Annotated in this window: 17 protein-coding genes; 2 read left to right on the top strand and 15 right to left on the bottom strand. The window is 55.5% G+C overall.

Annotated elements, in window-relative coordinates:
* Positions 1–3: 3 nt before the first annotated feature.
* The gene (gene traT / locus GOB90_RS00175; protein ID WP_146885177.1) at positions 4–780 is read right to left on the bottom strand and encodes a complement resistance protein TraT; all 777 of its coding nucleotides are present in this window, start codon (positions 778–780) and stop codon (positions 4–6) included.
* Positions 781–841: 61 nt separating this feature from the next.
* Positions 842–3,055 (bottom strand): DNA topoisomerase IV subunit A, encoded by a 2,214-nt coding sequence (parC, locus tag GOB90_RS00170; protein ID WP_146885175.1) that lies wholly within the window; start codon positions 3,053–3,055, stop codon positions 842–844.
* A gap of 43 nt (positions 3,056–3,098) precedes the next feature.
* On the opposite strand from parC, the gene GOB90_RS00165 reads away from it, so the two are divergent.
* Both GOB90_RS00165 and GOB90_RS00160 read left to right on the top strand, forming a co-directional pair.
* Entirely contained in the window at positions 3,099–3,545 is a 447-nt protein-coding gene (locus tag GOB90_RS00165) for a hypothetical protein (protein ID WP_242011698.1), read from the top strand.
* Positions 3,546–3,657: 112 nt separating this feature from the next.
* Positions 3,658–4,425: a 2-keto-4-pentenoate hydratase gene (locus GOB90_RS00160; protein ID WP_146885174.1), complete on the top strand. Its 768-nt coding sequence runs from the start codon at positions 3,658–3,660 to the stop codon at positions 4,423–4,425.
* Here the strand turns inward: GOB90_RS00160 and recO are convergent.
* From recO to cydC, 13 genes are all read right to left on the bottom strand, one after another.
* Complete coding sequence (gene recO / locus GOB90_RS00155; protein ID WP_146885433.1) at positions 4,396–5,199, bottom strand: DNA repair protein RecO; 804 nt, start codon at positions 5,197–5,199, stop codon at positions 4,396–4,398. The two genes, GOB90_RS00160 and recO, sit on opposite strands and share 30 nt — an antisense overlap.
* 38 nt (positions 5,200–5,237) lie before the next feature.
* A complete protein-coding gene (gene tsf / locus GOB90_RS00150; protein ID WP_146885172.1) occupies positions 5,238–6,143 on the bottom strand; it encodes a translation elongation factor Ts in 906 nt (301 codons plus the stop codon).
* A gap of 105 nt (positions 6,144–6,248) precedes the next feature.
* The gene (gene rpsB, locus GOB90_RS00145) at positions 6,249–7,061 is read right to left on the bottom strand and encodes a 30S ribosomal protein S2 (RefSeq protein ID WP_146885170.1); all 813 of its coding nucleotides are present in this window, start codon (positions 7,059–7,061) and stop codon (positions 6,249–6,251) included.
* Between the two features lie 170 nt (positions 7,062–7,231).
* On the bottom strand, positions 7,232–8,365 hold the full coding sequence (locus tag GOB90_RS00140) for an aromatic ring-hydroxylating oxygenase subunit alpha (protein WP_242011697.1): 1,134 nt from the start codon (positions 8,363–8,365) through the stop codon (positions 7,232–7,234).
* A gap of 256 nt (positions 8,366–8,621) precedes the next feature.
* The gene (locus tag GOB90_RS00135) at positions 8,622–8,903 is read right to left on the bottom strand and encodes a hypothetical protein (protein ID WP_146885168.1); all 282 of its coding nucleotides are present in this window, start codon (positions 8,901–8,903) and stop codon (positions 8,622–8,624) included.
* 71 nt (positions 8,904–8,974) lie between these two features.
* The gene (gene dnaE, locus GOB90_RS00130) at positions 8,975–12,394 is read right to left on the bottom strand and encodes a DNA polymerase III subunit alpha (RefSeq protein WP_146885166.1); all 3,420 of its coding nucleotides are present in this window, start codon (positions 12,392–12,394) and stop codon (positions 8,975–8,977) included.
* Positions 12,395–12,676: 282 nt separating this feature from the next.
* Positions 12,677–14,167 (bottom strand): glycerol kinase GlpK, encoded by a 1,491-nt coding sequence (gene glpK / locus GOB90_RS00125; RefSeq protein WP_146885164.1) that lies wholly within the window; start codon positions 14,165–14,167, stop codon positions 12,677–12,679.
* Between the two features lie 19 nt (positions 14,168–14,186).
* A complete protein-coding gene (locus GOB90_RS00120; protein ID WP_146885162.1) occupies positions 14,187–15,014 on the bottom strand; it encodes an MIP/aquaporin family protein in 828 nt (275 codons plus the stop codon).
* 58 nt (positions 15,015–15,072) lie between these two features.
* The gene (gene glpD, locus GOB90_RS00115; RefSeq protein ID WP_146885428.1) at positions 15,073–16,593 is read right to left on the bottom strand and encodes a glycerol-3-phosphate dehydrogenase; all 1,521 of its coding nucleotides are present in this window, start codon (positions 16,591–16,593) and stop codon (positions 15,073–15,075) included.
* A gap of 122 nt (positions 16,594–16,715) precedes the next feature.
* A complete protein-coding gene (locus GOB90_RS00110; protein ID WP_146885160.1) occupies positions 16,716–17,510 on the bottom strand; it encodes a DeoR/GlpR family DNA-binding transcription regulator in 795 nt (264 codons plus the stop codon).
* A gap of 2 nt (positions 17,511–17,512) precedes the next feature.
* On the bottom strand, positions 17,513–19,324 hold the full coding sequence (gene recQ, locus GOB90_RS00105) for a DNA helicase RecQ (RefSeq protein ID WP_261765903.1): 1,812 nt from the start codon (positions 19,322–19,324) through the stop codon (positions 17,513–17,515).
* Positions 19,325–19,420: 96 nt separating this feature from the next.
* The gene (locus tag GOB90_RS00100) at positions 19,421–19,795 is read right to left on the bottom strand and encodes an OmpA family protein (RefSeq protein WP_146885158.1); all 375 of its coding nucleotides are present in this window, start codon (positions 19,793–19,795) and stop codon (positions 19,421–19,423) included.
* A gap of 125 nt (positions 19,796–19,920) precedes the next feature.
* Positions 19,921–21,618: a thiol reductant ABC exporter subunit CydC gene (gene cydC, locus GOB90_RS00095; protein ID WP_373322046.1), complete on the bottom strand. Its 1,698-nt coding sequence runs from the start codon at positions 21,616–21,618 to the stop codon at positions 19,921–19,923.
* Between the last annotated feature and the right edge of the window lie 2 nt (positions 21,619–21,620).

The following is a 21,620-nucleotide window of genomic DNA, read 5'->3' as shown; positions in this document are numbered from 1 at the left end:
TGTTTATTCAAACAGATTCGCCAGAGAAGAAGCGATATGTGCCGTCAGAATCGGAATGACCTTATCGACAGTCAGACCGGCCTGGTCAACGTAAGCCACGTCCTGAACATTATAAATTCTGAAGGCTGAAGCCTCGCCACTCTCCTGATATCGTGCATTTGAATTTACGACGTTCGTCGCTGTTCCTGATACAGGATCTGCACTGACAGCAGCGCTTTCCCGGCTCGTCCGGATCAGTTGTTGCACTGGAAGTCCACTGCCCGGGCGTTCAGCCAGGCGAACGTCAGTTATCACCGCAAACGTAACGTCACCACCCATGATCTGGCTGAAAAGCCCCGTCGGAATGTTACCGATATAGGTCGATACAAGCCCGCCAGGCACGGAACCTCTCATAAGAGAGGGATTCTGGCGACTACGCCTGATGCGCCCGGCCTGAAGAACATTTACCTGGAGTTCAAACCGGGCAATATCCGGGTCATCGACAAGCGTGTAGCCCCGCTTCCGGAGCGCATGCACAAGCTGGGCTTTAACATCAATACCCGGAAAATCGGACGTATTCCTCACACCGACGTAAATCGTACGCTGATCGGGCGCCACCGGATCAAGGAAGATCGTTTCTGACATCCTGGTGTGAACAGCCATCTGATTCTGAGCTGTTATGGCTTCCTCACTCGCACATCCGGAAAGCACAAACAGAAGCATCACGACCATGCGGAACCACGCCGCGATGTCTTCTGCCCTGCCTCTGATTGTAAAGTGACTGCCGCCAGGAATTCTCATACCCGGAATCTGTCAGAAATTCATTAATGAAAGATTTCTGATTAATGGCCGCTTTGCGTTATTAAGTTTTTCGTAAAGCCCAGGGAGGAGCTGTTTTACCGCTGGCTCCGCGTTTGCCGAGCCACGGCTTCAGATCATCGAATGCCCTTACTCTTACGGTTCCGGGCCATAACAACCCCTTTGAGGCGCTGAAAACGACAGCCTGCTTCAGACCCGGCCCTGTATCCTGATATTTCTGTAAAGCGACACCCAGTCCTCGCGTCATGACCGGCACCTGATCCGCCGGAAAAACAAGCAGACGCTTGTCGCCGCCAAGCACAGCGACATGATCGCCGTCCGCAGGAACACAAAGACGGGCGCTTTCATCACCTTTAAGGTTAAGAATCTGCCGTCCGCCTCGTTTTTCAGCAGAGAAATCAGCATCAGCCACAATCATGCCACGTCCCGCGCTCGATGCGACCAGCCACTTTTCCTCCGCACCCAGAACAAAAACGGCAAGAATATCCTCGTCATTCGAGAGATCCATCAAAAGGCGAAGAGGCTGACCATCACCCCGTCCACGAGGAAGATCGGCAACACTGACGGTAAAAGCGCGTCCATCGGTTGCGAAAAATCCAAGTCTGTCAGTACTCTGGCAGGGAAGGGCAAGCCGTAATTCATCACCTTCCTTAAATTTCTGCGCCGCTCCGTCGATGCCATGTCCGCGAACGGCTCTGACCCAGCCTTTTTGAGATAAAATCATGGTCAGAGGCTCTCGCTCCACGAGAGTGGCCGCCGAAATATCAATTTTTTGCGGTGCCGTGCCAAGCGTGCTGCGCCGTTCTCCCAGCGGTCCGGCGCCGAAGGTTTTGCCGATCGTCTTTACTTCGCTGGCAATATGGGACCAGCGAAGTTTTTCATCGCCCAGCAACGCGCGAAGATCGTCCCGCTCCGTAGTCAGCTTGTCGTGTTCCTTCCGGATTTCGATCTCTTCAAGCTTCCTCAGACTGCGCAGACGCATATTCAGCACAGCCTCAGCCTGAATATCCGTGAGACTAAATGTCTGCATGAGAGATGCTTTTGCGTCGTCCTCCTCCCGGATGATGCGAATGACCTCATCAAGATTAAGATAGACTGCGAGGAACCCCTCCAGAATCTCCAGACGACGCTCGACGGCGGCAAGTCTGTGCGTGCTTCGCCGCTCCAGCACTTCATGACGATGATCAAGCCAGGCCTGCAGGACCTGGCGAAGGTCCAGCACGCCAGGCGCACGATCCGGACCGATAACATTCATGTTGAGCGAAAACCGGCTCTCAAGCTGTGTAGCCCGGAACAACGTCTCCATAAGCACTTCGGGTTCGACACCGCGTGATTTCGGCTCAAGAACCAGACGGATATCGCTTGTGCTTTCATCCCGGATATCTGCGAGCAGCGGGAGTTTTTTCTGAATCAGCAGGTCAGCGATCTGCTCAATCAGTCGTGACTTCTGCACCTGATACGGGATCTCGGTGACCACGATATTCCACGTTCCGAAACGCCCCTGATCAACCTCCCATCGTGCCCGGATACGAAAGCCGCCACGGCCTGTCTCGTAGGCCTTCAGAATGGCATCTGGCTCCTCGACGATGATTCCCCCGGTGGGAAAATCAGGACCGGGCATATACCGTAGCAGTTCGGCTACGGTCGCCTCGGGTTTGCGAATCAGAAATCCTGCCGCAGCACAGATTTCACCGGCGTTATGCGGCGGGATACTGGTTGCCATCCCCACGGCGATGCCGGCAGCCCCGTTAGCAAGCAGGTTGGGGAAGGCGGCGGGAAGGACAACCGGTTCGGAATCCTCGCCATCGTAGGTTGCCCGGAAATCGACAGCATCGTCTGCGATGCCCTCAAGCAAGGCCTGCGCAACACGTGTCAGCCTGGCTTCGGTATACCGCATCGCAGCAGCATTATCGCCGTCGACCGAACCGAAATTGCCCTGCCCTTCCACCAGCGGAAAGCGGACCGCAAAATCCTGAGCGAGCCTGACCAGAGCCTCGTAGACGGAGGCGTCGCCATGAGGATGATATTTACCGATCACGTCACCGACGACACGTGCACACTTTTTAAACCCCGATGTGGGATCAAGCCGTAGTTGGTGCATCGCGAAAACAAGACGCCGGTGCACTGGTTTCAGCCCGTCCCGCACGTCCGGCAGCGAGCGGGACATGATAGTGGACAGCGCATATGCCAGATACCGTTCGCTCAGTGCGTCAGAGAGCCTGGTGTCCTCAATATGGCCTTCGAACGTGTCACTCATGTCCTGTCCTCCGTGTCGCGCACCCTTAACGGAGAGACACGCATTGGCCAATGTTCCACCGGATTTTTCGTTTCCGCACCCTGCCCGCTTCGCATTTTGCCTGCCGGTGCTTGCCGCGCTTGCCGCCTGCTCGCCTGCCGATCCTTACCTTCACACTGGCAGCGACCTTGCTCATAGCGGGTTTACCGCCCATCCGGCGGATACCACGGCCCGATACGAGATGCTGAATCTGCTGCCTGCGGGGATGCTGACTTATCGTCCGACAAGCACAGGCCTAGTTTATCTCTACGCCGACCGAATCGGTTGTGGCTGCGTTTATATGGGTTCCATGTCAGCGTTTAGTGATTATTCGCATACTCACCCTGTTCCCGTACATGATGATATGACCGCTGAGATCAATCAGCATCCGGGCTGGGACTGGAGCATATGGTCCGAAAGCGCGGACCCGGGACCTAATCAGCCAAAGCATCTTATCGGAGCCGAATGGTAATGACAGGAGCAAAAGGCTGCGTGCGAAAATCCGACAGCGATTCTATGACGGAGTTGTCGAACACTCATTGACCGGCATCACCGCCTCATTCCCAGGGACGTTTTTCTTCCTTATGGCCACAGCTGCGAACACACCCGATAATCTGACTGAATATCTTCTGAGCATCCGGGATTCCCGTTCCGAGCCGTTAATTACTGTGCCTGAAGTGCTCATACCCGCGGATGAACATGCGGCTTACGAAATCCAGGATCGTGTGGCCCGGCAACTCGGTGACATACGTGGATGGAAGGTGGGAGCGGGCAGTCCGGACGCCGTTCCCGCAGCGGCCCCCCTGCACGCAGAAACGATTTTCCCGAATGGTGCTGTCATCCCGGCAGAGATGTGCCGCCACCGTGGCGCAGAGGCTGAAATTGCCTATCGATTCAGACATCATCCGGAAGGAGATCCGGCAAATACAACACGGGAGACCGTGCTGAATGCGATCGAAAGCGTGCACCCGGTGATAGAACTTGTCGATACACGATTTGCAGAACCTGGGTCGCAACACCGTCTCGCGCATCTGGCCGACCAGCAGAGTCATGGTGTGCTGATTGTCGGGGATGCCATCAGAAACTGGTGCCTGACTGATTCGTTTTCCGAAACAATCACGGTTCGTGTTGATCACGGGAAATCTTTAGAAAAGGTAGCCAGAAATGCAGCCGGTGATCCAATACGACTACTCATGTGGCTGGCGGGTCATGCTGTGCAGCGTGGTATGCCTTTTGGGGCAGGAACAATCGTGACAACAGGCTCTCTGACAGGCACGTTGTTTGTTCCGCATCGCACGCATCTGAGTGCGGAATTTGGAACATCAGGTCGGGTTTCCACTTTCCTGGCCTGAATCTGAAAATTTTTCTCTTTCCGCCGGAGAAAACAATGACCTGACTATGTCAGCGAGACGTATCCGGGCAGCCGGCAACGGACGATGCAGCGGCCCGAAAACATCTCTTGTCAGAAAATGCCCCGTAAGGCGCAGGCCATCATCGCGCTCAGACGGCGTGCCGGTATCGTCAGAATTCAGCAAAAAAGCAGGAAGTGGTAACAGACGGGAAATCCACTCCCCCGCACCTTTCCGCGACACGGCACGTCCGGAACGAGGCGACACATAGGCAAGCTCTGTCCGTGTTCCTGTAACGGCGCACTTTGTCAGGTCGAGCGAAAATCCCAGATCCTGCAGCAGAACCATCTCCCAGCGAATCAGCGTCGCTAATTCTGCGGGTCCGTTCTGATCAGATTCGTTACCCATGCCGATGGCAGAAAGAACCCTTACTGTGTCGTCAAATAATCCGGAATAAACTTCGCTTTCCGGCAGTGCTGCGTCTGCGACAGCACAGATTGACGACAAACATGCCAGACTGAGCCTGGAACCGAGGGCTCGTGCAGCATTGGCCTGAAGCATTTCACCTGAAACCGTACCGAGTTGTTCGGCCAGACGGGCATTCCAGCGCGCCTGCACGACATTGCCGGGCTGCCAGGTCGCAGCATTCCGCCGCCCCATGCCTCCCCGTACCAAACCATGAGCCACGCCATGCTCTGCCGTAAAGAGATGAACAAGCGCGTTCGCTTCACCAAACAGAGACGCGGATAAAACAAGGGCGGGTGCTTCCCAGTTCAGGGATGCCCCGCCCTTTGTCATTTCAGCTTCGGGCCTGATCAGCCACCAGCGGCCTTCGCGACTTCTGCCGCGAAGTCATTATCTTCTTTCTCGATACCTTCCCCGAGCTGGAAGCGATCAAAGCCGACCAGCTTCACGCCCGCCTTATCGAGAACGGCTTTCACGCGGCTTTCACCATCGTGAACCCATACCTGCTCCAGAAGAACAACCTCTTCATAGAACTTGCGAATGCGACCTTCGATCATCTTCTCAATGATCGCATCCGGCTTGCCGGAGGCTCTGGCCTGCTCTTTCAGCACTTCCCGCTCACGCTCAACTTCAGCGGGGTTGATACTGCTGACATCAAGCGCGGCAGGCCGTGTTGCCGCGATGTGCATACCGACCTGGCGTCCCAGAGTAATAATGGCTTCGCTCTCGGAAGGAGCTTCAATCGCCGCCAGTACACCGATTTTTCCAAGACCCGGCTTCAGAGAGCCATGAATATAGGTCGCAACCACACCGGACGGCACTTCCAGAACGCGAACGCGACGGATCGACATATTCTCGCCAATTGTCGAGATAAGATGCGTCAGCTCATCAGCAACCGTGCGACCACTTGCAAGCAGAGTTGTTTTTACTTTTTCGAGATCATCGCCAACTTTAAGAGCAGCCTTAGCCACATCTTCGACAAAAGCCTGAAATGCCTCGTTTCGCGCTACGAAGTCCGTTTCCGCATTGATTTCGACCATAGCGGCACGCCGGTCTTCCGACGCGACCCCGATGAGCCCTTCCGCTGTCACACGACCAGATTTCTTGGCTGCCGCTGCGAGGCCTTTCGTGCGCAACCAGTCAATGGCTCCTTCAATGTCGCCAGCCACTTCCTTCAGCGCCTTTTTGCAATCCATCATGCCTGCCCCGGTCTTCTCACGAAGCTCCTTAACGAGGGCTGCGGTAATTTCCGCCATTGTTCTATCTCCAGAATAGCAGCAAGCACGTCACCGCACGGGACGTGCTTGCATTCATGCGCAATGCCTTGCCCTGACCTCGCCATTTATGGCGAGACATAGCTATCAGCCTGCAGCAGCGGCAGGCGCCGGCTCAGCGGCGGCAGCTTCGGCAACCGGCGCTGCTTCAATAAAAGCCTGCTCAACCGGCAGCTCTTCCGATGCGCCGAAGTCCTGACCCGAGGCGCCCAGTTCGGCCGAAATACCATCCAGAACGGCACCGGCAACAAGGTTGCAATACAGTTCGATCGCACGGATAGCGTCATCATTACCTGGGATCGGGTATGTCACGCCCTGCGGATTTGAGTTGCTGTCAAGAATGGCGACAACAGGAATACCCAGCTTGGTGGCTTCCTCAACCGCCAGTTTCTCCTTCGTCGTGTCAATCACGAACAGGATATCAGGCAGGCCACCCATTTCCTTGATACCACCAAGAGAGCGCTCAAGCTTTTCCTTGTCGCGGGTAATATCCAGAATTTCTTTCTTCGTCAGGCCATGCGTATCACCTGCAAGCATGTCCTCGATCTGACGCAGACGCTTAATGGAACCCGTGATGGTCTTCCAGTTCGTCAGCATTCCGCCAAGCCAGCGGTGATTAACATAATACTGACCACAACGCTGAGCAGCTTCGGCAACCATATCGGATGCGGCACGCTTCGTTCCGACGAAAAGTACGCGGCCACCTCCGGCCACGGTATCGCGGATTACTTTCAGAGCGCGATCAAGCAGCACGACAGTCTGCTGCAGATCAATGATATGCACCTGATTGCGCACGCCGAACAGATACGGCGCCATACGCGGGTTCCAGCGGCGGGTATGATGTCCAAAGTGAACGCCAGCTTCAAGAAGCTGACGCAGAGTAAAATCAGGCATCGCCATGATTTGAAATCCTTACGTTCCGGTTATTCCTCCGCAGCACGCTTAAAAGTCCGGTAAAACCGGACACCAGGACGAGCACTGCGTGTGAAGTCCCGTATCTCCCGATACAGGCCGGGGCGGATATGGCGGTTTTCTGCCCGAAATGCAAGTTCAGAAAGAACGAAGAAGGCTTATTGCGCCTCAGCCGGGATACCGGACCGCATCAGAAGCTCCCGCAAATTGCGCACAACGGGGAAAACTTCGACGTTATGGTCACCCCCCAGTTCTCTCCAGGCCTGCTGCTCCAGTTCCACAATATCTTTATCTTCGAGAAATATCCGATTGGTAAAAATGCCTAACACCGGCCAGGCAAGGTCCAGCAGAAATTTCCACTTCGGACGCTTTACCGACAGCAGCCCGAAAGTCTGCGTTTCATCCTCATTTTTTCCCTGCGGCACATAGGCGGCCCAGAGATCCATGATCAGATCGCCATCTTTATCGTGTATCTGCAGGGTCTGGTAAGGATAAGCGGTACGAACTGTCACGATTTCGTCGACAGGCTGATCCTTCACATCGATATTTTTATTATGCTTCCCAAAGAGAAGTCGCTCTGCCAGCGGCTGATCTCCACCTTTACGCGCGAAGCTGTAGCGAGCCTCAACAAAGTTCTCACCTTTGTCCTGCCCCATAAAACGGGACGTGATCTGCCCCATCTGCTTTCGGTGCAGACACTGATGATTCATGTCCATCAGGTTTTCATGCATAAAGGAATAATGGCAGTTCACACGTGGATCAAAGCGGCGTGTCTTAAATTCAGGGTTATTGACCTGAGCGGGGACAGGCACCGGGATATGTTCTGCAACTGCCGGATCACCGGGGAAAATAAACACCAGGCCTCCGCTTTCCTGGCATGGATAGGCTTTTACACCGCGCCCTACTCCGGGCCTGTTCAGATATGGAACAGTGATGCAATCGCCTTTCCGGTCAAAAGCCCAGCCATGATAACAGCAGCGCACTACCTCACCGTCTACGTGCCCCTTGCTGAGGGGGACCTGACGATGAGCACAACGATCCTCAAGGGCATAAACCGCCCCACCGTTTTCCGGACGCACAATAACAATCGGATCGCCCGCATAACGTGTCGCAAACGCTTTTCCCGGGCGGATTTTATGCGACCAGGCAACCGGATGCCAGAAATCAGGGTTCAGGTTAATGCGCCGAAGATCCGGTCCCTGCCTCTGATACAACTCGCTTGTAATGGCAGGCTGTTCACTATCCGGGCGTCGCTCTGAAGACTGATCTTCCCGACTCTTCTGCATCAACATATTTCGATCTCCACGTCGCGCACCAACTCTTATGTGGAATCGCTTCGTGACTATCCGGCTCCGTTGCAAAACAGGGCCGCCAGTCCGCGAGCGAATCCCGGCGCTGACAGCATTAAGTGCATAACATCACGCCGCTGTTATACAGGATTGAGCGGTCCACTATACGATGCAAGACCAGCCGATGCATAGCTGAACGACATATGGAAAATCACCAAGCACTTTTGAGTAGAATGTTCCGTGTCATATTCCGCAGAACTCAGTTGTCTGTGCCCGAACCCAGCCCGTAGAGCTTATACTGGAGCATCATATGCGCAGTAGGATATTGCTCAGCAATCTCTCCGTCATTCCCATATTTTTCGAGCACGACGATACCCAGCGCAGGATCGATATGAGAAGCGGGATTAACAGCAGGGACAGAAGAAGATATTTTACTTATAGCCGACGGTGCAGTGGTCTGCTGTCGATTACTGTCAACGCTGTTATTTTCACCTGTAAACAGAACTGATGCCTGCTTTGCAGGACTGACCGATATTTGCATCGGGAACCTCGGAGGTTAATTTCATTAAGCTTTATGGAGAATAAATTTTCATTTTGCAATCATAAGTTGCATTAAACTGTCTCGATACGCGTTACGCCTGCAATTGTCCTGAGCGCCTGCCCTACCACCGGGCTGATCCGGTAACCGCCTCTCAGACGCACCTCTACTTCCTGCGTTTCGGCAATACTCGGCAATAAAACAATCCGGCCGCGCCCCTCCTGCTGCCTGGACAAAACCGCATGAACTCCACTGACAGCATCTGCATTATCGAGCCAGATGCGCATCTCTCCGCCAGCCTGTGCCGCCACATCTTCCAGATGGCTAACGTCTGTCGCTGTGATTCGCAGAGCCTCACCTTCCAGCTTCAGATCAGCTGTCACCAGTACAGCCTGACCGGCGATCAGAAGTTCGCGGACACGGCTCAGTACCTCAGAAAACAACGTAACCTCGCAACTGCCGCTGGCATCGGAAAGTCTGACCCATGCCATTTTGCTTCCACTGCGGGTCGGGCGCTCCTTCCTGTCCACGACACACCCGGCGATTTTGACGCGTATGATGCCTCCTTCTGCCGCCGTCAGAAGACGAGCCATCGGGATTACACCCAGCCGACGGAGTACCGCCCGGTAAGAATCCAGCGGGTGGGCCGTCATATGGAATCCGATCGCATCCGCTTCGTAGGAAAGCTTTTCGAACTCAGGCCAGTCAGTGTCCTGACAGAGACGAAGAGGCTCCGGCTCAGAAGTATCGCCAAACAGACCGGTCTGCCCGCTGGCAGCTTCCTGGGCGCGCGCCTGGGCACTCCGCAAAATCGTTTCAATTGAACCGAAAACACGGGCACGATTCGGCTCAAGCGAATCAAATGCGCCTGCTCTCGCCAGATTTTCCAGTTGCATCTTGTTGAGTTGCTTCGGATCTATCCGGGCCGCAAAATCGGCGAGGTTCCGAAACGGCGTTTTTCCCCTTACCTCTTCGAGACTCAGCATTGCCGAAAAGCCGACTTTCTTCACCGCGGCCAAAGCATAGCGGATACAGAGTTTACCGTCCGCCTGTGTCTCAACCCTGAAATCCGCTCCGGACTGATTAATATCCGGCGGCATCACGGAAATACCGAGCCGCTCTGCTTCCTGACGCAAGGCAGCCAGTTTTTCCGTCCGCTCCCGGGCGAGCGACATACAGCCGGCAAGGAAGGCAACCGGATAATTCGCCTTCATCCATGCAGTTTGGTACGACACAAGCGCGTAGGCAGCTGCGTGCGATTTATTGAAGCCGTAGTCAGCAAACTTTGCCATCAGGTCAAAGACCTCGACAGCTTTATCCTTTGGAATCCCGCGTTTTGTCGCGCCTTCGGTGAAAATCTCGCGCTGCTTATCCATTTCAGCCCGGATTTTCTTACCCATGGCGCGACGTAACAGATCGGCAGCGCCAAGACTGTAGCCGGCCATTTTCTGGGCGATCTGCATGACCTGCTCCTGATAGACCATAATGCCGTAGGTCTCTTCCAGGATGTCGCGAATTTCTTCATGCGGAGGCTGCCATTCCTCGCCATGCTTTCTTCGGCAGTAATCGGGGATATTGGCCATGGGGCCAGGGCGGTAGAGGGCAACGGCAGCAATCAGATCTTCAAGCCGGGTCGGCCGCATCTGCTTGAGCACATCCCTCATGCCCGCGCCTTCGAACTGGAAGACACCCGCAGTATCGCCACGCGCCAGCATTTCGTAAGTCGTCGCGTCATTCAAAGGGATTTTTGCGAGATCAACCTCGATACCGAGACCTTTGAGGAAACGCACTCCACGCTGAAGAATTGTCAGCGTGGTCAGGCCAAGGAAGTCAAATTTTACCAGTCCGGCCTGTTCAACAAACTTCATGTTAAACTGCGTGACCAGCATGTCGCTTTTCGGATCCCGGTAAAGCGGCACCAGATCAACAAGCTGGCGATCACCGATCACGACTCCTGCCGCGTGAGTAGAAGCGTGACGATAGAGACCTTCGAGCTGCTGGCCGATTTCCATCAGCCGGCGCAGCGCCTCGTCGCTCTCACGCATTTCCTGGAGTTTTGGCTCCCCTTCGATGGCCTGTTTCAGCGTGACGGGTTTGGCCGGATTGTTCGGGATCAGTTCGGCGACCCGGTTGACCATGCCATAGGGTAAGCCGAGCACACGGCCGACATCGCGTACAGCGGCACGGGCCTGAAGTTTTCCAAAGGTAATGATCTGCGCAACCCGGTCAGCACCATATTCACGCCGGACATAAGAGATGACTTCGTCCCGGCGATCCTGACAGAAATCGATATCAAAATCCGGCATTGAGACGCGTTCAGGATTCAGAAATCGCTCGAACAGAAGATTGAACGGAAGCGGATCAATGTCGGTAATGGTCAGCGCATAGGCAGCCAGCGAACCGGCACCCGATCCACGTCCCGGGCCGACCGGAATGTCATGCTTTTTCGCCCACTGAATAAAATCGGCAACAATGAGAAAATAACCCGGAAATCCCATGCCCGAAATGATGTCGAGCTCGAATTCAAGCCGTTCAGAATAAATTTTCCGGATCTCTTCGTCCGCGTTCATGGCCTGCAAACGAAGTTCGAGTCCTTCACGCGCCATAGCGCGAACCGTTTCGTCCTCATTCGAACCTTCGCGAACTTTCGGACAAACCGGCAGCAGCGGTTTGCGTGTTTCCACTTTCACCGCGCAACTCCTTGCAATAGCAAGTGTATTGTCGCAGGCATCCGGGAGATCAGCAAACAGCGCACGCATCAGTGACGGCGGTTTGAACCAGTTCTCAGGGGAGACTTTCCAGCGATCCTTTTCTGCCATCGTGCGCCCCTGCGCGATGCAGATCAGAGCGTCATGAGCCTCGTGCATCTCCGGACGTGGAAAAAAGCACTCATTCGTCGCCACCAGCGGCACTCGCAGCCGATCGGCCAGGGCGATGACACCAGGTTCAACAGCTTCTTCGATCGGCATTCCGAAGCGGTTGAGCTCCACCACAAGAGAGTCGCCAAACGCCTCTTTCAGCCGGGCCAGCCAAGTCTCAGCTTCGCTTTCAAGACCTTCCCCCAGCATATTATAGAGAGGGCCACGTGTACCGCCTGTGAGGCAGAATAATCCTTCGGCACGCTCGCAGAGCAGATCGAGACTGACGGACGGATCCGTCGTATCTCCCTCAAGGAAGCCTGCTGATGACAGAAACTGGAGATTCGTAAGGCCAGTTTCATTCCGTGCCAGCAGTACAACGGGCTCTGAAGAACTACCGGGAAGGTCACTTCGGGACGGCAGGCCTATCTGGCACCCGACAACTGGCTGAACGCCTTTACCTGTGCAGTACTGCGAAAATTCGAGGCCACCGAACAGATTACCAGTGTCGGTAATAGCGACGGCCGGCATGTTCATGCCATCCGCAAGCGCAACCAGTTCAGGGATACGAATCGCGCCCTGACTGAGCGAGTAAGCGGAATGGACTCTGAGATGAACGAAATCTGCATACGACATGATCAGATATGTAGCACGGATCTCCATGGAACGGGATGCACACCCGTTTCTGAAAATGAAAAAGCAGTCAGAACAAACAAACGATACAAATACTACGAGAAATTACACAGATTATCAGGAATGGATTTTGGAAAAGAAAATTTCTGACGGCTTTTCGTGAAGGCAGTGATTAAATGGATGATATTACTCCGAATAATAATCAGTTTTTTCATTCCAGCCTAATGCAATCACAGGCCTCTTCCGGAACACGCCGGAAAGAAACCCGTAAAAAAGCTGAAGAGTTCAGCGCTGCGTAAGCGTCCGGCGGACGGCCATATGCCAGCCATCAATCATCATTTTTCGCTGTGCTGCATCCATCTTCGGTTCGAACAACGCTCCCCGCTCCCACTCCGAGGCGACCTCGTCGAGACCATTCCACACACCGACACCGATCCCGGCGAGATATGCTGCACCGAGAGCCGTAGTTTCGATCTGCTTCGGCCTTTCTACCCTGGCCTGCAGCATGTCCGCCAGAAACTGGCTGAACCAGTCATTGGCGGACATACCCCCGTCGATCCGCAACGTACTGGCTGTCCCGCCTCCGTCCTGCGTCATCGCAGCCACAAGATCCAGTGTCTGATACGCAACAGATTCGAGCGCAGCACGGGCAATATGCGCCTCCGTGGCATCCAGTGTCAGTCCGCAGATCAGACCACGAGCATCCGGATCCCAGTGTGGCGCACCAAGTCCGACAAAGCCCGGCACCATATAAACACCATGGTTATGCGGGACACGCGTCGCCATATCGTCAGTCTGCGACGCATGAGTGATGAGATGCAGACCATCCCGCAACCACTTGATTGCCGCTCCGGCAACGAAGATTGACCCTTCAAGTGCATACGCAGTCTTACCGTTCAGACGATAAGCTATCGTCGTCAGCATCCGGTTACGCGAAACAATCGGCGTTTCGCCGGTATTCAGAAGGACAAAGCATCCTGTGCCGTAGGTCGCCTTCGCAGTACCAACCTTAAAACACGCCTGACCGACCACGGCGGACTGCTGATCACCCGCCATTCCCGCGACCACGACAGCACGACCGAACAGATCGGGCGTTGTTTCTCCGAAAACGCAGCTATTATCTTTGACTTCAGGAAGAAGCGATTCGGGGATGCGGAACAGTCTGAGCAGTTCCGCATCCCACTGTTGACGGTGAATATCAAACAGCAAGGTACGACAGGCATTAGTGATGTCGGTGGCATGAGATTTACCACCAGTGAGTCGCCACAGCAAAAAGCAGTCGATGGTTCCGCAAGCCAGTTCGCCTTTTTCCGCGCGTTCGCGGACCCCGGCGACGTTATCAAGAATCCATGCCAGTTTGGTCGCACTGAAGTAGGGATCGAGCAGAAGGCCGGTTCGCTCCGTAACCAGCTTTTCAGCTCCCTCTTTTTTCAGTTCACCGCACAGTTTTGCCGTCCGGCGGTCCTGCCAGACGATGGCGTTATGGACAGGCTTACCGGTTGCACGATCCCATACAACGATCGTTTCGCGCTGATTCGTAATGCCAATCGCTGCAATACGATCCACGCCGCCGGATCTCTCAACGGCTTCCTGGGCCGTGGCCTTTGCATCCCGCCAGATATCTTCAGGATCATGCTCCACCCAGCCCTGATTAGGGTAATATTGTGGAAACTCCTGACGCGCGACAGAAATTTCCTGTCCTTTAGCATCGAAAACAATGCTGCGGGTGGAGGTAGTCCCCTGGTCGATGGCCAGGATGCGATCCTGTTTGATCATGACGTCAGCTCCTTGGGTGTCACACAGACTGGTCAGTGGAAGAAACCGCAACAACGGGCGCGTTGCGAGGGATAAAAGGACGTATCAGTGTCTGATAAATCCCGGCGCCGGCGACACCGCCAATGAGCGGGCCTGCGATGGGCACCCACCAGTAATTACCTGGCGAAGGCAGAGCAGACGTTCCCCAGCCTGCGAAATAACAGAACAGCCGGGGACCAAAATCACGGGCGGGATTAATGGCCCAGCCGTCGAGAAACCCAGCGGAAGCACCGATTCCCGCCACGAGAAGACCAATCATCAGGGCGCTGGAATTGGCTTGCGGCGCCATCGTATTATATTCGTAGGTGATCGCGAAAATCCCTAGCAGCAACAGACCAGTCAGGATAATCTGAACGACGAAGGAATGCAGCGGCGTCACAAAGTCACCTGGATGTGTGAAAAAGACCCCGGCCGCCGCGCCGTCATGCAGGCGATCTATATTATGCGCAGCAGCAAAATGATCGATCACCGGCGCGAACAGCGTGTAAACGCCGGCTGCGCCGATCACCCCGCCAACCACCTGCGCGGCCATGTAGAAAGGCACCTTGCGCCAGGAAAAGCCCCGAAAAATAGCAAGAGAAAGCGTAACGGCCGGATTAGCGTGCGTTCCGGAAACAGCACCCGTTACATAAATTGCGGTGGTGACGGAAAGTCCCCACACGATACACAATCCCCAATAGGCTGTCTTGTAAGGGCTGGGGTCATAGAGAAAAAACATCGCAGCGGAGGAATCGCCCATAAGGACAATAATCACCACCGCGATACATTCGGAGATCAGTTCTCCGAGAAACTTCTTCTGTAATGTCATGCTGTCCCGCTCTTATTTTTTATTTTCTACAGGAACGACACCCATTGAAACCAGACGGTCAGCCCAGCTTCTGGTGTATGTAATCCGTCACCTTCTGACGTTCTTTTTCAGTCATGTGAAGACCGATTTTACTACGACGCCAGAGGACATCCTCCGGCGCTTTCGCCCATTCGTTTTCAACAAGGTAATCGACCTCGGCTGTCGTCATACCCTGCCCGAGATCTTCTCCCAGGTCAGCAAGTTCTTTTGCATTCCCGACGATATCGTAGGCCCTCATGCCGTAGGATCGCATCAGCCGCCAGGCGAGCTGCAAAGGCAGAAAGGGCGCGGCATCCCGAAAGCGACGAAGAGCAGCCTCAAAGCCTCCGCTTCCCAGATCACCACCCGGCAGAGCCGCATCGGCGGTCCAGGAATGTCCGGCAACAGCCGGCAGCACAGGCGCCAGTTTTTCAAGTGCGTGTTCAGCCAGTTTACGAAATGTCGTAATTTTCCCGCCAAAAATTGACAGAAGCGGAGCGCCACCCGTTGTGTCCAGATCCAGAACATAGTCACGTGTCACAGCTGATGCATTCGCAGCAGCATCATCATAAAGCGGACGCAGACCTGCGTAGCTCCACACCGCGTCTGACGGCTTTATGGATTTGTTGAAGTATCGATTTACACTTTCACACAGATAGCTGACCTCCTGTGGTGAAATCTCTACCAGCCCCGGCTCTTCGTTCCAGGCAACATCCGTCGTGCCGATAAGTGTGAAGCGCTGTTCATACGGAATAGCAAAAACGATTCGTTTGTCAGGGTTCTGGAAAATGTAACACTGAGGGCCATCGAATATCTGCGGCACGACTATGTGGCTGCCTTTCACAAGACGTACCGACTTCGAGTTCGGCACAGCCAGCTGGTCCGACAAAAGCCGGGCAACCCACGGCCCCGCCGCATTCACGATCGCCCTGGCCCGCACCGTTGTCACAGCATCGTGAAGCATATCCCGGATTTCGGCTTCCCACATACCGTCAACACGACGCGCACTGATAAGACGCTGCCGGGTCCGGATTTCGGCGCCCCGCGCAGCCGCGTCCATCGCGTTAAGCACGACCAGACGACTGTCCTGAACCCAGCCATCTGAATAGACAAAACCTTTTTTATAGCGATCCTGCAGCGGCTTACCGGCAGAGTGTTTCGTGAGGTCAAGCTCTCTCGACTTCGGCAGCTTCATGCCGGGTGCGAGATGGTCGTAAAGAAACAGGCCCAGCTTCAGCATCCAGACCGGACGCATACCTTCTGAATGCGGCAACACAAAACGCAGTGGCCACATGATGTGAGGTGCAATCGCCAGCAGACGATCACGCTCGATCAGAGCCTCCCGCACCAGACGGAATTCATAATATTCGAGGTAGCGCAAGCCACCATGAATCAGCTTTGTGCTTGCAGACGACGTATAGCTTGCAAGATCGTCCTGCTCGACCAGCAGGACCGAGGCCCCCCGACCGGCGGCATCACGAGCAATTCCGGTACCATTTACGCCTCCTCCTACGATCAGAAGATCAAATACACAGGAAGAGTCGCTGGAAGCTGCCGTCATCATGTTATCCGTTTCAGGTTCGCGAACTAGGCCGTGAAATTCGTATCCGAACATCGTGCCATTTGACAATGGGTATAACCTTCGCCCGAGCGGCCTGTTCCATAAAATTTACATAAAAAATATTATGTTCGTTTTCGAACATCCGGAGCGGCAACATGCAGCGCGACACCGGCAGCAGAAAGCACATCGCAAATGGCGGCCGAAGGCATCCGGTCGGTGAAGAAAGCACTCACCTCCGAAATATGACCAGCCCGCACCAGTGGGCGACGACCGAACTTCGCGTGGTCAGCCAGGAGAAATACTTTTCTGGAATTGCTGCGTATCTGTGCGGAGGCCCTGATCTCGTCTGAATCGAAGTCCAGGAGCGTCCCGTCCTCATCAATTCCGCTGATACCTATCACCCCGTAATCTGCCCGATATTGACCAAGCATTGTCAATGAATCGGGGCCAAGGATTCCGCCGTCACGCACGCGCACTGTTCCGCCGGTCACCACGACGCGACAGTCCGGGCCACCGGCGAGCAAGGATGCGACATGCAGATTGTTTGTGATGACCTGAAGTCCGTGATGCCCCCCGAGCGATCGGGCGAAAGCTTCAGTGGTTGTGCCTATATTCACAAACAGGGACGCCCCGTCGGGGATCGCGGCAGCGGCGCTGCGTCCGATCGCCTCTTTTTCACGTCGGTTCAAAATCTGCCTCTGCGAATACGCGATATTTTCGACAGAAGACGGACCACTTGCTCCCCCGTGATGACGGACAACCTCGCCAGCCGCATCAAGGCCACGAATGTCGCGACGAATGGTCTGCACGGCCACATCAAAGACGCGGGCCAGTTCCTCATTTGAGACATAGCCATGCTTACGAACCATTACAGCGATAGCCCGATGTCGGGATGCCCCTGTCGAGAGATCAGACATCTTCACGCACCGGAATGCGCATCACTCAGAGACTTCAGGACCGATGCACCATATCGTTCCAGTTTTGAGCCACCGACCCCTTTGATCTGCCCGAGTTCAGTAAGCGAACCCGGACATTCGAGAGCGATATCCCGCAAAGTCGCATCATGAAAAATAACATAAGGCGGGATTTCCTGCTCTCTGGCTTCGTCTCGCCGCCATTGCCTGAGGGTATCGAAACGTGCGCGTGCGTCGTCAGGCAATTCATCGGAAACAGAACCTGCACGCCCGCCGCGAGCACCACCGGTCTCAGCCTGAACAGCATCCTCGCGAAGGCGGACTTCTTCTTCGCCGCGCAGAATGGGACGAGCAATGTCATTCTGCAGCATCAGACCTCCATGCTCGTTACCCATCATCAACGCTCCCCGGGCAATCAGTTGCCTGACAACACCACGCCAGAAATTCTCGCTGTGTTCCTTGCCGATACCCCATACTGAGAGTTTATCATGTCCGTTCCGGGTTGCAGGTTCAGAGACCTTACCCCGCAACACGCCGATAACGTGCAATGCGCCAAAACGCTGCCCCGTCCGGTAAATCGCCGAAAGCAACATGCGTGCCGCCTTCGTCCCATCGAAGGTTGGCACCGGACTGCGACAATTGTCACAATGCCCGCAGGGTTTCTGCAGCGTCTCGCCGAAACAGGTCAGCAAAGCACGCGTACGGCAGGCTGTCGTCTCGGTCAGCGCGATCATTGCTTCCAGACGGGACCGCATCACGCGTTTTTCACTGTCCGGAGCCGCAGACTGATCCAGCCAGTACCGGGCGCGGGTCATGTCCTCGCCGCCGTAAAGCAGCAGCGTATCGGACGGTAATCCGTCGCGACCGGCTCGGCCGATCTGCTGATAGTAAGCCTCTGGTGATGACGGCATATCAAGATGAACCACAGCCCGCACATCCGGACGATCGATTCCCATGCCGAAAGCGATTGTCGCCACCATCACAATCGGCTCACCGGAACGGAAACGATGCAGTGCCGCACGTTTCTCAATCGGCGACAGGCCGGCATGAAATGCACAGGCAGGCCATCCTCGCTCCCGCAGAGAGGCCGCGACTCTTTCTGTGCGTGCACGTGATCCGCAATAGACGATGCAGGCCTCGCCTTTGTGACGATTCAGGATTGCCGTTACCTGCTTCATCTCTCCCCCTTTCGGACGGGCGGAAATGATCAGATTAGACCGGTGAAAGCTCGCGGAGAGAACAGCAGCCCCGGGCATCGCCAGAGCCGCCAGAATATCTTTCCTGGTCCTGGGATCGGCCGTTGCGGTGAGGGCGATACGGGGCACACCGGAAAAATGCTGCGGCAGATTTTCAAGTGCACGATATTCCGGCCGGAATTCGTGCCCCCAGGCCGAAACGCAGTGAGCTTCGTCAATCGCGATAACGGAAACCTGCATCCGGGACAGGCGGCCGAGCGTTCCGGGCGAAAGCAGTCTTTCCGGAGAAACGTACAGAATATCAATCTGTCCGGCTGTCAGCTCAAAGTGAATTCGGGACGATTCATCTCCGTCCAGTTCAGAATGCAGAGCCGCTGCGTTTATGCCAAGCTGCCGCAGGGCCGCGACCTGGTCATCCATAAGGGCTATGAGTGGCGAAACCACCAGCCCCATGCCGGGACGACAAAGAGCGGGCACCTGATAACAAATGCTTTTGCCGCCACCGGTCGGCATCAGGACCAGTGTGTCCTCGCCTGCCATCACACGGCTGACAGCGTCTTCCTGCAACCCGCGAAATGCGGGGAACCCGAAAACACTTTGCAGCACTTCAACCGGGGGCACACCGACAAAGCGGTCCCGACTGCGGCGTTGTGGCGTCTGATCTGAGAGTGCCGCTACCGGCTCTTCAAAAAGTTTTTCATCCGACACGAGATAACGTCAGGATGAAACAAGTTCGATTTCAACCCTGCGCGAGCCGACTACGCCTTCCGAATTTGAAGGCGCCCGGGGTTTCTGCAAAATACGCCTGGCGGGCACCCCGTCCGCTACCAGTTGCTGAGCGACCACCTTCGCCCGATCAATGGCAAGAAGTTCGTCGGCCGACAGATCGCCGCCGTTCCGCGCGTACCCTTCGACTTCAACAGTAAGGTCAGGTCGTTTTGCGGACCATGCGGCTGCTTCGGCGACAACATTTTTTGCCGGGTCATCAAGCGCCGTTGAGCCAGAACCGAAAAATACTACGTATTGCCGACCCGGCCCCGCCGCACAGCCGGCGAGGAAGCAGAGGCCAACGACAGGGAGCAACCGACGCATTAAAAATCTCCTGGAAGAAGTGTTCAGTTCCGGACCCCGTCCCGTTACAGATCGGGTTCAGTCAGTAATTTCGTGCCTGCGCCGACGCTCCACGTCAACCAAGGCATACCATCCGAACAGACTATTCACGCTGTAGCGGCTGTCGCCCTGCCTCCGGAAATTCTCCAGACACGATCCAGCTTCTCAACGCCCGTCAGACGGTGAGCGATCAGCAAGACCGAACGATGAGCAGCGACAGTATTCAGAGTTCTGAAAAACTCCTGCTCAGTCTGCGCATCGAGCCCGGTAGCCGGCTCATCAAGCACGATCACGGGGGCATCCGACAAGAGCGTCCTTGCAAGCGCAATCCGCCTTCCCTGCCCGCCTGAAACCTTCACCCCCCCTTCGCCGAGCCAGGTATCAAGCTGTTCAGGCAAAGTTCGGACAAAATCGCCTATGGCCGCCTCATCAAGAGCTTTCCAGAGCGCCTCTTCAGTGGCCTGCGGTGCGCCCAGCAGAAGATTATTCCGGATCGTATCATCGAAAAGATGAGTTGCCTGCGATAACCAGGCGATTTTTCTTCGGAGCCAGGTATCCGGCAAAGTCGCAATATCGACCCCGCCCAGAAGAATGCGGCCGGCCTGCGGGAACGCCGCTTTCAGCAGCAATGCCGCTACTGTGGATTTTCCGGCTCCGGAAGAACCAAGAAGTGCGACCCGCGAGCCTGCCGGAATCTCGAGAGAAAAATTATCGAGCACCGGTGCTCTCCCGGGCTGCCAGCGAAAATCAATATCTTCAAAACGGATATCAAAATTTGCCGGCATCTCATCAGACTGAACCACGGAAGCATCCGGTGTTCCTTGTTTTTCCGCAACGGCAACAACACGGCGCGCGGCGGCGCCCATGTTTCCAGCCAGCATTCCGGCCCGCGTCAGCCCGGACGCGCTCTCAAATGCGGCCAGCGTCAGAAACAGAATTCCGATCCCCTGCACAACAGGGATGCGCGCAAACCCGACACCGGCAATCGCTGTCAGAACGAGAAGGATGGCAAGCTGGGTGCAGCACTGAGAAAACGCGCCTGCATAAGCCATCCGGGCTGATAATTCGGCCTGACGTCTCAACAGGGTATCATTATCGGATGTCACCCGATCCAGCATTCGCGTTTCCGCACCGAATGCCCTGATCTCCCGCATGCCGCCAACCAGATCGAGCACACCGACACGAAGCCCGGCCTGAGCACGGTTCAGTGCACCTCCCTCCTTCCGGCTTACACGTGCGGCAGCCAGCGGAACCACGAATGCTGAAGCGCAGAACAGCACGCCAACAAGAACAGCAAGGAGAGGATTTGTCCGAAATATGACCGCAACGAGAACCGGGAACGTAACACAGGCACCGGCCAGTGGCAGAAGAATTCTGAGATAAAGCCCGTCCAGAACTTCAACGTCCGACACGAGACGGGACAACAGATCACCGGCGCGACGGAACCCGAGACCGGCAGCCGCACCGCTGGCAAGTGATCTGAAGAACCAGACACGAAGCGTTGCCAGAGCCCGGAACATCGCATCATGCGCGAATAGTCGCTCGCTGTAGCGAAGCGCGACGCGGCTTATACCCAGAAGCCGCAAGGAGGCTGTGGTAACAATAACAACACCCAGCGCCGCTCCGGCAAACCGTAGTCCGGCACTGCTCATCAGCGCCAGGCCCGCCATTACAGCCAGAAGCGATAAGACCAGCCCGACTGCGAGACGGACAGCATGGGGGCGCCAGACCTCCATGATTCGCACAAGCGCATGGCGATCGGCCCCCTCCTTCCTGTTGCGGGCACCATTAGGAAAATCAGGCATTG

The sequence above is a fragment of the Acetobacter oeni genome (assembly GCF_011516825.1).
In the GTDB taxonomy this organism is placed as follows: domain Bacteria; phylum Pseudomonadota; class Alphaproteobacteria; order Acetobacterales; family Acetobacteraceae; genus Acetobacter; species Acetobacter oeni.
The sequence above is the reverse complement of the archived record's forward strand: the minus strand, read 5'-3'. Positions and strand labels throughout refer to the sequence as shown.